Raw genomic sequence first — 12,360 nt, 5'->3', positions numbered from 1 at the left:
GCAGCGGACTGCCCGCCCAGGTGGCCGCGCTGCGGGCCCGCCTGTTCGGCGGGGACTCCGGCGGACGCCTGGCCATCGCCGCCGTCGTGGTGGTGCTCGGGCTGGTCGCCGCGCTCGGTGGCTGGTGGTTCGGGGTCGGCCGGTACACCACCGCCCCGGAACTGGTCAGCATGAGCAAGGCCGAGGCGGAGTCCCAGGCGTCCCAGGGCGGCTTCACGGTGCGCTACGCCGAGCCACGGCACGACGGCGAGGTCCCGCGCGACGGTGTGCTGGCGCAGGAGCCGGCCTCCGCCGCCCGGATCCTCAAGGGCGGCACCCTGACCCTGACCCTGTCGTTGGGACCGGACCGGTTTCCGATGCCGGACGTCGTCGGCAAGGACTTCGACCTGGCCGAGGCGGACCTGGCCAACGCACAACTCGAGGTCGTCAAGGGCGCGGCCCGGTTCGACGACGGCCTGCCCGAGGGCATGGTGGTGGCCACCAAGCCGGAGGCCGGCGAGGAGGTCAAACCGGGGCAGGAGATCACCGTCTTCCTCAGCAAGGGACGGGCCCCGATCACCGTGCCGAACCTGGTCGGCAAGAGCCTCAACGAGGCTCGCGGGATCATCGGCCAGCTCGGTCTGGTGCTGGTCGAGCCCACCTACAAGGATTCCGACAAGCCCCGTGACGAGGTGCTCGGGCAGAGTCCGGCCGACGGCAGCGGAGTGGAGAAGGGCGCCCAGGTCCGGCTGGAGGTCAGCAAGGGACCACCGCAGGTGACCGTCCCCCGCGTCGTCGACCTGCCCTGCCAGCAGGCCAAGCAGGTGCTGGAGAGCCAGGGCTTCCAGGTGTCCGTGCAGTTCAACCCGAACGCCGTCGCCCGGTTCCAGAACCCGAGCGAGAACGCCCAGGTGCCGCCCGGCAGCCAGATCACCATCGGGTGCTTCTGATGACGGCCGCACACCCCGGCCACCGGCCGCTCGGCTCGCACACGCCCGCCTCCGGTGGGCTGGCGAAGGCGGCACTGCCGTACGTCGACGCGGCCGGCTCCGAGGTGGCGCAGGTCTACGTCGGCAACTCCCGGGGCTGGGCGACACCGACCGGTGACCCGGTGCAGGACGCGCTGTTCCGCGACGGTTGTGCCGAACGCGGCGTGGCCGCGTACATCCACGCGTCGTTGCTGGTCAACCTGGGGTCGCCGACGCAGGCCACGGTCGAGCGCTCGGTGCAGACCCTCGCCCACGCGTTGCGCCGGGGTGCCGCGATCGGCGCGCGTGCGGTGGTGTTCCACGCCGGCAGCGCGGTCGACGCCGGACACACCGAGACAGCCATGCGGCAGGTACGCGAGTCGCTGCTGCCGCTGCTGGACTCGGCCGCCGCCAGTGGCGGGCCGATGCTGCTGGTGGAACCGAGCGCCGGTGGCGGCCGGTCCCTGGCCAGCCGCGTGGAGCATCTCGGGCCCTACCTCGACGCGGTGGACCGCCACCCCGGGCTCGGCGTCTGCTTCGACACCTGCCACGCCTGGGCGGCCGGGCACGACCTGGCCGCCGAGGGCGGGATGACCGAGACGCTCGACGTCCTGGTGGCCACCGTAGGCGCGGACCGGCTGCGGCTGGTGCACGCCAACGACTCGAAGGACCTGTGCGGATCCACCCGCGACCGACACGAGACCATCGGCAAGGGCACGATCGGCGAGCCCGCCTTCGCCGAGCTGATGCGGCACCCGGCCACCGCAGGCGTGCCGATCCTGGTGGAGACCCCCACCGAGGGGTACGAAGGCCACGCCGCCGACATCGCCACGCTGCGCCGCCTCGCCCCCGCCTGACCGGCTCCCCCGGTCTCCGGCCGTACCCGCCGCTTCGCCCCGCGCGGACGCGGCGGCGGGCGGGTCAGCGACGCAGGATGCGGGTGAGCACGGTGGCCGCCTGGTCCACGGCGTCGTCGCTCACGTCCAGGTGGGTCACCAGCCGGGCGGTACGCGGGCCGAGGACCGAGATCAACACACCGTCGGCACGGGCCGCGGCGGCCAGCGTCGGCGCGTCCAGGGACGCCTTGGTCAGATCCAACGGCACCAGGTTGGTCCGCGCGACATTCGCCAGCACCCCGAACGGGGCGATCGCCTCGGCCAGCCGGGCCGCCTTCGCGTGGTCCTCGGCGAGCCGCTCGACATGATGGGCCAGGGCGTACCGTCCGGCGGCGGCCAGAATGCCTGCCTGGCGCATCCCGCCACCCATCCGCTTCCGGATCGACCGGGCCCGGTCGATCCGCTCGGCACTGCCGATCACCAGCGAGCCGACCGGTGCGCCGAGCCCCTTGGAGAGACAGACGGACAGCGTCTCGAACAGCGCACCGTACCCGGCCAGCGGCACCCCGTCGGCGACGTGCGCGTGCCAGATCCGGGCGCCGTCGCAGTGCAGCGCCGCCTGAGCCGAGTCGGCCACATCCCGCAGCGCGCGGAGCGTGTCCAGGGGGAGCACCCCGCCGCCACTCCGGTTGTGGGTCTGCTCCACGGCGATCGCCCGGGTGGGCACCGCCCAGTAGCCGTCCGGACGGACCATGCCGGCGACCACGTCGGGGTCGATCTCCGCGCCCACCGCAGGCCAGGTCCGCGAGGTGATCCCACCGTACGCGGCAGCCGCACCCATCTCGTACGTGATGACGTGCGCGTCGGCGTCGCAGAGCAGCTCCGCACCGGGCGGCACCACCAGTTGCAGGGCGATCTGGTTGGCCATCGAGCCGCTCGGGCAGTACAGCGCCGCCTCGTGCCCGAACAGCGCGGCGACCTCCGCCTCCAGCGCGTTGACCGTCGGGTCCTCACCGTAGACGTCGTCACCGACCTCGGCGGTGGCCATCGCCTCCCGCATCCCGGCGGTCGGCCGGGTCACCGTGTCCGACCGCAGGTCGATCACACTAGCCACGGTTCTCCCTTCGGCCGCCGACTGCGGGGCTCGCAAGCTCACTCCTCGCGTCAGCCACGGAGCATCTCCGCTACGAGGAACGCCAACTCCAACGACTGCTGGGTGTTCAGGCGCGGGTCGCAGGCGGTCTCGTACCGGCCGGGCAGGTCCAGGTCGGCGATGTTCTGCGCGCCGCCCAGGCACTCGGTGACGTCCTCGCCGGTCAGTTCGACGTGCAGGCCGCCCGGGTGGGTGTCCAGCCCCCGGTGCACCTCGAAGTAGCCCAGCACCTCGTCGACGATCCGGTCGAAGTGTCGCGTCTTGTAGCCGTTGGACGACTCGTGGGTGTTGCCGTGCATCGGGTCGCACTGCCACACCACCTTGGCACCGGCGGCGGTCACCTTCGCCACGATCGGCGGCAGCGCCTCCCGGACCTTGTGGTTGCCCATCCGGCTGATCAGCGTGAGCCGGCCGGGGATGTTGTCCGGGTTGAGCTTCTCGCACAACTCGATGGCCTGGTCCGGGGTGGTGGTCGGGCCGAGCTTGACGCCGATCGGGTTGGCGATGCGGGAGATGTAGTCGATGTGCGCCCCGTCGAGCTGCCGGGTCCGCTCACCGATCCACAGGAAGTGCCCGGACAGCCCGTACGCCCGGTTGTCGGAGACCCGGGTCAGCGCCCGGTCGTACTCCAGCGCGAGCGCCTCGTGCGAGCAGTAGAGGGTGACCGTACGCAGCGCCTCGTCGTCGGTCATCCCACAGGCCCGGATGAAGGCCATCGCCCGGTCGATCTCCCGGGCGATCGCTTCGTACCGCTCGCCGGCCGGGGAGTTGCGCACGAATCCCTTGTTCCAGTCGTGCACGGCGTGCAGGTCGGCCAGCCCCCCGGCGAGGTACGCCCGGAGCATGTTCATCGCGGCGGCCGAGTTCGCGTACGCCCGGATCATGCGTTGCGGGTCGGCGACGCGCGCCTCCGGCGTGGCCTCCAGCGAGTTGATCATGTCGCCGCGGTAGGCCGGCAGCCCCCGGGCGTCGGTCGGCAGCGACCGCGGCTTGGTGTACTGCCCGGCGACCCGGGCCACCTTGACCACCGGCAGCGAGGCGCCGTAGGTGAGCACGATCGCCATCTGCAACAGCGTGCGGGCGTTGGCCAACAGGTGGCTCTCGGTGTTGTCGGCGAAGGTCTCGGCGCAGTCACCGCCCTGAAGCAGGAACGCCTTGCCCTCGCAGACCAGCGCGAGGCGCCGACGGAGCTGGTCGACCTCGTACGGTGCGACCACCGACGGCACCGTGTCGAGGACCTTGCAGACCTCGGCCACCTGGGCCTGGTCCGGCCAGGGCGGGGTCTGGGCCCGTGGCAGCTCCCGCCAGCGGTCCAGGCCGAGGGCCTCGTCCTCGGCGGAGTTCACGGTCGGACGGCTGGTCTGCAACACCGGGCTGCCCACCGACGGATGGCTCAACTGATGCCACTCATGGCGCATGAATCCCAGCGTACGGCGACCGACCGAACGGGCGACCGGCGAGGGGCCGGGTTCCGGCAGATGGACGGGTCAGACGGCGACGCAGGTCACGGGGTCGGGGCCGGGGCACTGCCGTCCGGCGCCACCGGGGCGGGGCTGTTCCCACCCGGGCGTTCGGCCGAGATGCACCAGTCGAGCCCGTCCCGGGTGACCGTGAACAGCAACGCTCGGGTGGCCTCGCGGCGACCGGCGGTCACCGTGACCGAGACGCTGACCTCCTGCCCGGCCTCTCCGGGCCGGATGTCGACGATCTCGGAGCGGGGTACCTCGAAGTGGTCCGCGAAGTCACCGTTGGGACCGGTGGCGGCATCGTCGAACGCCTCGTGCAGCGTGGTGCAGAGCTGACTGCGCCCGGCCGCCACGTCCTTGGCCGCCATCGCGTCGAGGTACGCCTGCACCCGCTCGCGGGCCTTGGTCGTGGCTTCCTCGGCGGGCGCCCGACCGGGCTGCTCCGCCTCGTCCTCCCCGCCGAGCAGGCCGCAGCCGGCCAGCGCGGCCGGCATGCTCGCGATCAGCACGGCGGTGACGACCGACCGCCGGAATCTCGTCGGCATCGCTGTCGTGACCTCCCGCCCACCATCCGCAACCAGTCGATCGGCGAGTCTGTCACACCCGCCCTGCGTGCAAGGAAGGGACCCTTCCTATCGTCTTTTGCATAGGAAGGGTCCCTTCCTTGCACGCCAACCACGCCGCCGACGGCGCGGACGGGGAGGGGCCGGTGCGGCCCCTCCCCGTCGTGTGGGTGACACGTCGGCCTTCGGCTCAGCCGAGACCGCCCTTGATGGCGCCGATCAGCTCACCGTTGCTGGTGTCTCCGGAGAGCTCCCAGAAGAAGGCGCCACCGAGGCCCTGGTTCTTCGCGTACGTCATCTTGCCGCCGATGGTGGACGGGGTGTCGTAGCTCCACCAGTTGCTGCCGCACTTGGCGTACGCGGTGCCGCCGATGGTGCCGGTGGCCGGGCAGGTGTTCTTGAGCACCTTGTAGTCCTCGATGCCCTGCTCGTAGGTGCCGGGGGCCGGTCCGGTGGCGGTGCCGCCGGGCGTCGTCTGGGTGACCCCGGTCCAGCCCCGGCCGTAGAAGCCGATGCCGAGCAGCAGCTTGTTGGCGGGGATGCCCTTGCTCTTGAGCTTCTGGATGGCGGCGTCCGACCAGAAGCCCTGCTGCGGAATGCCGGTGTACGAGTTGAGCGGCGAGTGCGGGGCGGTGGGGCCCTGCGGGGCGAAGGCGCCGAAGTAGTCGTACGTCATCGGCATGATCCAGTTGAGGTGGGTCGAGGCACCGGCGTAGTCGGTCGCGTCGATCTTGCCCCCGTTGCTGCCGTCCGCGGTGATCGCGGCGGTCACCAACGCCGAGGAACCGAACCGGGTACGCAGCGCGCTGACCACGTTCTTGAACGCGTTCGGGCCGCTGGCGTCGCAGGTCAGGCCACAGGCGTTCGGGTACTCCCAGTCGATGTCGATGCCGTCGAAGACGTCCGCCCAGCGCGGGTCCTCGACCATGTTGTAGCAGCTCTCCGCGAAGGCGGTCGGGTTCTGCGCGGCCTGGGTGAAGCCGCCGGACCAGGTCCAGCCGCCGACCGAGAAGATCACCTTGATGTGCGGGTACATCTTCTTGAGCTTGCGCAGTTGGTTGAAGCTGCCCCGCAGCGGCTGGTCCCAGGTGTCGGCGACGCCGTCGACGCTCTCCGCTGCGGTGTACGCCTTCTCGTAGTCGGCGTAGCTGTCACCGATGGTGCACCGGCCGCCGGTGGTGTTGGCGAACGCGTACAGGATGTGGGTCAGCTTCGACGCCGAGCCGCTGGTGTGGATGTTCTTGACGTGGTAGTTACGGCCGTAGACGCCCCACTGGGTGAAGTAGCCGACCACCTTCTGGCCGCTCGGCGGCGGCGTGGTCGGGGGCGGGGTGGTGGGCGGTGGAGTCGTGGGCGGAGCGGTGGTCGGCGGGGTGGTGGTGGGCGGCGTCGTGGTGGGCGGCGGGGTGCCACCGCCGCAGGCCACGCCGTTGACCGTGCAGTTCAACGGCGCCCGGTACGCACCGGTGCCGTTGTAGCCCCAGCTGAAGGAGGCGCCCGGGGCCAGTCCGCCGGCCCAGCTCTTCTTGACGGCCACGTAGCGGTTGCCGTTACGGGTGACGTCGGCGTCCCAGGAGCTGCTGACGCTGGTGCCCGAGGGCAGCTCGAACTCGATGCGCCAGGTGCTGACGGTGGCGGTCGAGCCGTTGGTGACGGTGACCCGCGTCTCGTGACCGGTCCCCCAGTCCGACACCCGGTTGAACGAGGTGGTCACGCTTCCGGCGCCGAACGCCGAGGCCATCGGGACCGTGGCGACGGTCACCGCGACCACGGCGCCGACCCAGAGGGCCCGGCGGAGCGATCTCTTCATGTGGCGTCTCCAAACAGTTAGGAAACTTTCCAAAAGGATGAGGAGACGCTACTCACACGAAACCACTTCGTCAAGATGTGCATCTTTCGATCCCCGACTCGATCAGGGCCCGCACCGACCCCGGCGCACACCGCCCCCGAGCAGCGGAACCAGCGCCCGCCCCCGGACAGCACCCTCGCCCGCCCCGCCGAGCCAGCCACCCGTGGGGCGCAATCCGGCACCCCACACGGACCCGGCATCCCCGCTCGCGGCCCCCGATCGATGCGCCGCCGGGCCCCACCGCCGGAGTCCCGCCCCAATGCCGGTCGACATCCGTCGATCGCTCACCTGTCGTCGGCGGCACGAATTCGGGGACCGACGGAACCGTGTAGATCCCGTGGAGATTCCGTCTCGGTCTCACGAAGGTTCCATGTCGAATCCATGAATATCCACATCAGTCGAATTCATCGCACGCAATGAAACGACGGGTCCCGCCCGCGAAGAATGCGATGCCACCGGACCCGGAAAGTGTGCGGGACGACACGGACAATCAGACGCCATCGGAACGCGGCGACTACGCCCAGTGATCAACACAGCGCTTGATATAGACCGTTTCGTGCGGTAATGCCCACCATCGGAGGTCCGCCAGGCGCTCGGTTCTTCATCCCAGAATTGCACTTGTGCAACCAATACTGCCCGCAATGACCGCCGCCGGAACGCATTCCTGTCGCCCCCGCTTACGACACGGTTCGGCATCGACGTTTTCGTCGACGGAAACCGTTCGGGTAAGGTCGGGTGTCGCTCCACCGGGGACTATCCTGTCTCCGGCCGGCCCACGGCACGACAGATTTTCGATAGATGCACGCCTGCGTCCGTCGCCCGAGAATTGGCCTCGTACCATATGCCCTTGGAATGGAGACCGTGTCCGCACTCAGAGTGAACTCCCTGTACAAGGTCTACGGGAACCGCGCCGACAAGGCGATGGAAATCCTCAGGAACAGCGCAGGCAGGGACGAGGAACTGGCAGGTCTATCGGTCACGGCTGCGGTCGTCGACGCGAACTTCGAGGTCAGACGCGGCGAGATCTTCGTGGTCATGGGCCTGTCCGGCTCGGGGAAGTCCACCCTGATCCGGATGCTCAACGGGCTGCTGCCCGCCACGCACGGCACGGTGGAGGTCGACGGGGTCGACATCACCACGCTCAAGCCCGCCGCGCTACGCAAGCTACGCCGCGAGAAGATCAGCATGGTCTTCCAGCACTTCGCGCTCCAGCCGCACCGGTCGGTGCTGGACAACGCCGGCTACGCGCTTGAGGTCGCGGGCATGCCCCGCGCCGAGCGTCGGGAGAAGGCGCTGCAGGCGCTCCGGATGGTCGGCCTGGACAAGTGGGCGGACAAGCTGCCGCAGGAACTGTCCGGCGGCATGCGCCAGCGGGTCGGTCTGGCCCGCGCGCTCGCCGCCGGCACCGACATCATGCTCATGGACGAGGCCTTCTCCGCGCTCGATCCGCTCATCCGCCGCGAGGTGCAGGACCAGCTCCTCGAACTACAGGCCGAGCTCGGCAAGACGATCGTGTTCATCACGCACGACCTCAACGAGGCGATGCGCCTCGGCGACCGGATCGCGGTCATGCGTGCCGGCCGGATCGTCCAGATCGGCACCGCCGAGGAGATCCTCACCGACCCGTCCAACGACTACGTCGCCCAGTTCGTCGCCGACGTCGACCGGACCAGGATCCTCACCGCGGCAGCGGTCATGGAGCGGCCGCTCGGCGTCGTGGACGTGAACTCCGGCCCTCGGGTGGCCGCCCGCGTACTGCGCGAGACCCAGACGTCAGCCGTCTACATCACCGGCCGCGACAAGCGGTACCTGGGCACCGTGACCGCCGACGACGCCACCCGGGCGGTCCGGGACGGAATGACCAACCTCCAGGAGATCGTGTCGACCGAGTACGCCCGAATGGTCGACGACACGACGCCGGTGGCCGACATCTTCGCGCCCTGCGCCGAGAGCCCGGCGCCCGTCGCCGTGGTCGACGCAGCCGGGCGGCTCGCCGGCGTGATTCCACGGGTCACGCTGCTGAGCGCCCTGGGCAGCATCAGCGCTGACATCGGCGAGCACACCGCCACGCCGGAGCCCGCCGGGACGACGCCGACCGCCGACGCGGTCCAGGCGGGCGGAACGGCCGACACGACGCCGCCCGGAAGCGACACCGCACCGCAGGTACCGGTCCAGGTGGTTGCCGAGCCATCGGTCCGCCTCACGGGAGGATCCGCGTGAACCGCGCCGACGGTCTCGACGACATGCTGCCGTACATCCGGATCGGCGACGCGTTCAAGACCGCCGTCGACTGGTCGAGAGAACATCTGTCCGCTGTCTTCGACGGCATCGCCGCCACCGTCGACGCGCTGGTCGAGCCGCTCGTCGACCTACTGACCGCGCCACCGGCGATCGTCATGGTGCTGATCTTCGCCGGCCTCGGCTGGTGGCTGCGGAGCTGGAAGTTCGGCCTCGGCACCGCGCTCGGACTCGGCATGGTGGCCGGGATGCCGATCTGGAACCAGACCATGAGCACCCTGGCACTGGTCCTGGTGGCCAGCGGCCTCGCCCTGCTGCTCGCCGTACCGACGGGCATCTTCATCGCGGAGAACCGGCGCGCCTCGGCGATCGTCCGACCGATCCTCGACCTGATGCAGACGATGCCCGCATTCGTCTACCTGATCCCGGCCATCTTCTACTTCGGTGTCGGCGCCGTGCCCGGCGTGCTGGCCACCGTCGTGTTCAGCATGCCGCCCGGGGTACGCCTGACCGAGTTGGGCCTGCGCCAGGTCGACCGCGAGGTCATCGAGGCCGGCGAGGCGTTCGGCGCCTCGCCGTGGAAGATCCTGCTGCGCACCAAACTGCCACTGGCCCTGCCCACCATCATGACCGGCGTCAACCAGGTCATCATGCTGGCGCTGTCGATGGTCGTCATCGCCGGCATGGTCGGTGCCGGTGGCCTCGGCGAGGTCATCATGACGGCACTCGCCCGGGTCCAGGTCGGCACGGGCTTCGAGGGCGGCATCGCCGTGGTGATCCTGGCGGTGGTGCTCGACCGTCTCACCGATTCGATCGGCGCGCGTACCGCGTCCGCGAAGGCGCAACGCGCCATGCAACGAGCCTGATCCCCCGTCCTGACCCACGCAGGGAAGTCCCGTTGCCGGTGCCCTGCCTCGCTACCGCGAGTTCCGCCGGTGCACAGCAACGAGGGAAGGAACCCCGCATGTGGAGCAGTAAACTGGTGCGCCGGGTCGCGCTGGCGGCCACCGCCGCCCTGGCGCTGACCGGTGCCGCGGCCTGCGGCAACTCCGACGATTCTGCCGGCGGTGACAACAAGAAGATCACCATCGGCTACATGTCCTGGGACGAGGCCATCGCCGCCTCGTACCTCTGGAAGAACCTGCTGGAGGAGAAGGGCTACGAGGTCGAGCTCAAGAACGTCGAGGCGGGCATCGTCTACCAGGGCCTGTCGACCGGCGACATCGACCTCTTCCTCGACAGCTGGCTGCCGCAGACGCACGCCGACTACATGAAGGAGTACGGCGACAAGCTCGAGAAGCTCGGCGTCTGGTACGACGACGCCCGCCTGAGCATCGCCGTGCCCGAGTACGTCAGCGACGTCAACTCGCTGGAGGACCTGGCCGACAAGGCCGACACCTTCAACGGCGAGATCATCGGCATCGAGCCGGGCGCCGGCCTGACCGCCGCCACCCAGGACAAGGTCATCCCGGAGTACGGTCTGACCGGCAAGCTGAGCCTGAAGACCTCCTCGACCCCGGCCATGCTGGCCGCGCTGGACGGCGCGATCAAGGACCAGAAGCCGATCGTGGTGACCCTGTGGCACCCGCACTGGGCCTACGCGAACTACCAGCTGAAGGACCTAGCGGACCCGAAGGGCACGCTGGGTGGCACCGAGGAGATCAACACCCTGGCCCGTGAGGGCTTCAGCGCGGACTTCCCCGAGGCCGCCGAGATGCTGAAGAAGTTCAAGATGGACACCCAGCAGCTCGGCTCGCTGGAAGACCTGATGTTCAACGTGCACCAGGACGACGAGGAGAAGGCCGTCGAGGAGTGGCTGAAGGCCAACCCGGACTACGCCGGCACGGTCGACGCCGCCACCTCCTGACCCGGCACTGAGCGTTTCGCCGCGGTGGTGGGGCCCACGTGGCCCCGCCACCGGCGGCGGTAGCCTCGCGACATGACGGTCTTCGACACCCCCATCGACGCGCTCGCCGGCGGCCCGGCCGACCTCTCGCAGTACCGCGGTCGTACGCTGCTGGTGGTCAACGTGGCATCCCGCTGCGGCCTCACCCCGCAATACGCCGGCCTGCAGAAACTCCAGGACGAATACGCCGACCGGGGGCTGGTGGTGCTCGGCGTGCCGTGCAACCAGTTCGCCGGCCAGGAGCCGGGCAGCGCCGCCGAGATCAGCGAGTTCTGCCAGGTCAACTACGGGGTCACCTTCCCGCTGACGGAGAAGGTCGACGTCAACGGCGCGGACCGCCACCCGCTCTACGCGGCACTGGTGGACACCGCCGATGCCGACGGTCACACCGGCGACGTCCGCTGGAACTTCGAGAAGTTCCTGGTCGCCCCGGACGGCACCGTCGCCGCCCGGTTCGCCCCCACCGTCACCCCCGACGACCCCACCCTGCGCGCCACCATCGAGAAGACCCTCCCCACCCCCTGACCCGATCCGCGCCCACAGTCACACACTCAGCCCCGGCGATCATGGAGTTGCGGCAGGAGTTATGCCTTGAAAGTGCCGGTTCGGGTACGCCACAAGTCCATGATCGGCGGGGTGGACCGGATCCGGCGCGAACCCGGGGTCGGTGGCCTGCGGCGGGGGTAGGTTCGGACGTGACGGGTCGACGTGTGGCGGGAGGATCTGGCGTGTCGGTCGTGGGTCTGATCGGGAGCGGACACATCGGGGGCACCGTCGCGCGGCTGGCGGTGGCCGCCGGGTACGAGGTGGTGGTCAGCAACTCGCGCGGACCGGAGACGCTGACCGACCTGGTCGACGAGTTGGGCTCGGGTGCCAGCGCGGGCACCGCTGACGCCGCCGCCGAGGCCGGTGACCTGGTGGTGGTCACCATCCCGCTCAAGGCGTACCGGTCGGTGCCGGTCGCGCCGTTGGCCGGCAAGGTCGTCATCGACACCAACAACTACTACCCGCAGCGGGACGGCCGGTTCCCCGAACTGGACGAGGGCACCGCCACCAGCAGCGAGCTGCTGCAACGGCATCTGCCCGAGGCGCGCGTGGTGAAGGCGTTCAACAACATCCACTTCAGGCACCTGTCCTCACTGGCCCGACCGGCCGGCGCGGCCGACCGCAGCGCACTGCCGATCGCCGGGGACGACGCCGAGGCCAAGGCCGTCGTCACCGCGTTCCTCGACCGCATCGGCTACGACGCGGTGGACGCCGGCGCCCTCGCCGAGAGCTGGCGGTTCCAGCCGGACACCCCGGCCTACGGCACGGTCTATTCCGCCGACCCGGCCAACTGGCAGCAGGAGGCCCCCGGCGACGCCGACAAGCTGCGGGCGGCGCTGGCCGAGGCCGGCTGACC

The 12,360-nt window shown here is 70.1% G+C and carries 11 protein-coding genes; 7 read left to right on the top strand and 4 right to left on the bottom strand.

Going from position 1 to position 12,360, the window contains the following annotated elements:
• Together EYA84_RS15865 and EYA84_RS15860 are read left to right on the top strand one after the other, a co-directional pair.
• The coding region (locus tag EYA84_RS15865) for a Stk1 family PASTA domain-containing Ser/Thr kinase (protein WP_131053848.1) at positions 1-929 on the top strand (929 nt) is incomplete at its 5' end.
• Complete coding sequence (locus EYA84_RS15860; RefSeq protein WP_131053847.1) at positions 929-1,804, top strand: deoxyribonuclease IV; 876 nt, start codon at positions 929-931, stop codon at positions 1,802-1,804. The genes EYA84_RS15865 and EYA84_RS15860, both read left to right, overlap by 1 nt.
• Before the next feature lie 64 nt (positions 1,805-1,868).
• Here EYA84_RS15860 and EYA84_RS15855 read toward each other — a convergent pair whose 3' ends face one another.
• The 4 genes from EYA84_RS15855 to EYA84_RS15840 form a co-directional block, all read right to left on the bottom strand.
• Positions 1,869-2,843 (bottom strand): low specificity L-threonine aldolase, encoded by a 975-nt coding sequence (locus EYA84_RS15855; protein ID WP_236145789.1) that lies wholly within the window; start codon positions 2,841-2,843, stop codon positions 1,869-1,871.
• Between the two features lie 104 nt (positions 2,844-2,947).
• Complete coding sequence (locus EYA84_RS15850) at positions 2,948-4,354, bottom strand: class II 3-deoxy-7-phosphoheptulonate synthase (RefSeq protein ID WP_131053845.1); 1,407 nt, start codon at positions 4,352-4,354, stop codon at positions 2,948-2,950.
• A gap of 86 nt (positions 4,355-4,440) precedes the next feature.
• Positions 4,441-4,947 carry a hypothetical protein gene (locus EYA84_RS15845; protein WP_131053844.1) on the bottom strand — a complete coding sequence of 169 codons (507 nt, stop codon included), beginning with the start codon at positions 4,945-4,947 and terminating at the stop codon, positions 4,441-4,443.
• 208 nt (positions 4,948-5,155) lie between these two features.
• The gene (locus EYA84_RS15840) at positions 5,156-6,775 is read right to left on the bottom strand and encodes a glycosyl hydrolase family 18 protein (RefSeq protein ID WP_131053843.1); all 1,620 of its coding nucleotides are present in this window, start codon (positions 6,773-6,775) and stop codon (positions 5,156-5,158) included.
• Between the two features lie 891 nt (positions 6,776-7,666).
• Here EYA84_RS15840 and EYA84_RS15835 point away from each other — a divergent pair.
• The 5 genes from EYA84_RS15835 (at position 7,667) to EYA84_RS15815 (ending at position 12,358) form a co-directional block, all read left to right on the top strand.
• Positions 7,667-9,034 (top strand): glycine betaine/L-proline ABC transporter ATP-binding protein, encoded by a 1,368-nt coding sequence (locus EYA84_RS15835; protein ID WP_131053842.1) that lies wholly within the window; start codon positions 7,667-7,669, stop codon positions 9,032-9,034.
• A gap of 23 nt (positions 9,035-9,057) precedes the next feature.
• Complete coding sequence (locus tag EYA84_RS15830; RefSeq protein WP_131053849.1) at positions 9,058-9,918, top strand: proline/glycine betaine ABC transporter permease; 861 nt, start codon at positions 9,058-9,060, stop codon at positions 9,916-9,918.
• A gap of 98 nt (positions 9,919-10,016) precedes the next feature.
• Positions 10,017-10,919, top strand: a complete 903-nt coding sequence (locus tag EYA84_RS15825; protein WP_131053841.1) for a glycine betaine ABC transporter substrate-binding protein — start codon at positions 10,017-10,019, stop codon at positions 10,917-10,919.
• 72 nt (positions 10,920-10,991) lie between these two features.
• Positions 10,992-11,483 carry a glutathione peroxidase gene (locus EYA84_RS15820; RefSeq protein ID WP_131053840.1) on the top strand — a complete coding sequence of 164 codons (492 nt, stop codon included), beginning with the start codon at positions 10,992-10,994 and terminating at the stop codon, positions 11,481-11,483.
• Between the two features lie 203 nt (positions 11,484-11,686).
• Positions 11,687-12,358 carry an NADPH-dependent F420 reductase gene (locus tag EYA84_RS15815; protein WP_131053839.1) on the top strand — a complete coding sequence of 224 codons (672 nt, stop codon included), beginning with the start codon at positions 11,687-11,689 and terminating at the stop codon, positions 12,356-12,358.
• Positions 12,359-12,360: the final 2 nt, after the last annotated feature.

The sequence above is a fragment of the Verrucosispora sp. SN26_14.1 genome, from assembly GCF_004307965.1.
Taxonomy (GTDB): domain Bacteria; phylum Actinomycetota; class Actinomycetes; order Mycobacteriales; family Micromonosporaceae; genus Micromonospora.
The sequence above is the reverse complement of the archived record's forward strand: the minus strand, read 5'-3'. Positions and strand labels throughout refer to the sequence as shown.

Excerpts from the sequence above, each read along its gene's own strand:
- EYA84_RS15845 (WP_131053844.1), bottom strand. The coding sequence starts at position 4,947 with ATGCCGACGAGATTCCGGCGGTCGGTCGTCACCGCCGTGCTGATCGCG.
- EYA84_RS15855 (WP_236145789.1), bottom strand. The coding sequence starts at position 2,843 with ATGCGGGAGGCGATGGCCACCGCCGAGGTCGGTGACGACGTCTACGGT.
- EYA84_RS15830 (WP_131053849.1), top strand. The coding sequence starts at position 9,058 with ATGCTGCCGTACATCCGGATCGGCGACGCGTTCAAGACCGCCGTCGAC.
- EYA84_RS15840 (WP_131053843.1), bottom strand. The coding sequence starts at position 6,775 with ATGAAGAGATCGCTCCGCCGGGCCCTCTGGGTCGGCGCCGTGGTCGCG.
- EYA84_RS15850 (WP_131053845.1), bottom strand. The coding sequence starts at position 4,354 with ATGCGCCATGAGTGGCATCAGTTGAGCCATCCGTCGGTGGGCAGCCCG.
- EYA84_RS15860 (WP_131053847.1), top strand. The coding sequence starts at position 929 with ATGACGGCCGCACACCCCGGCCACCGGCCGCTCGGCTCGCACACGCCC.
- EYA84_RS15825 (WP_131053841.1), top strand. The coding sequence starts at position 10,017 with ATGTGGAGCAGTAAACTGGTGCGCCGGGTCGCGCTGGCGGCCACCGCC.
- EYA84_RS15820 (WP_131053840.1), top strand. The coding sequence starts at position 10,992 with ATGACGGTCTTCGACACCCCCATCGACGCGCTCGCCGGCGGCCCGGCC.
- EYA84_RS15835 (WP_131053842.1), top strand. The coding sequence starts at position 7,667 with ATGGAGACCGTGTCCGCACTCAGAGTGAACTCCCTGTACAAGGTCTAC.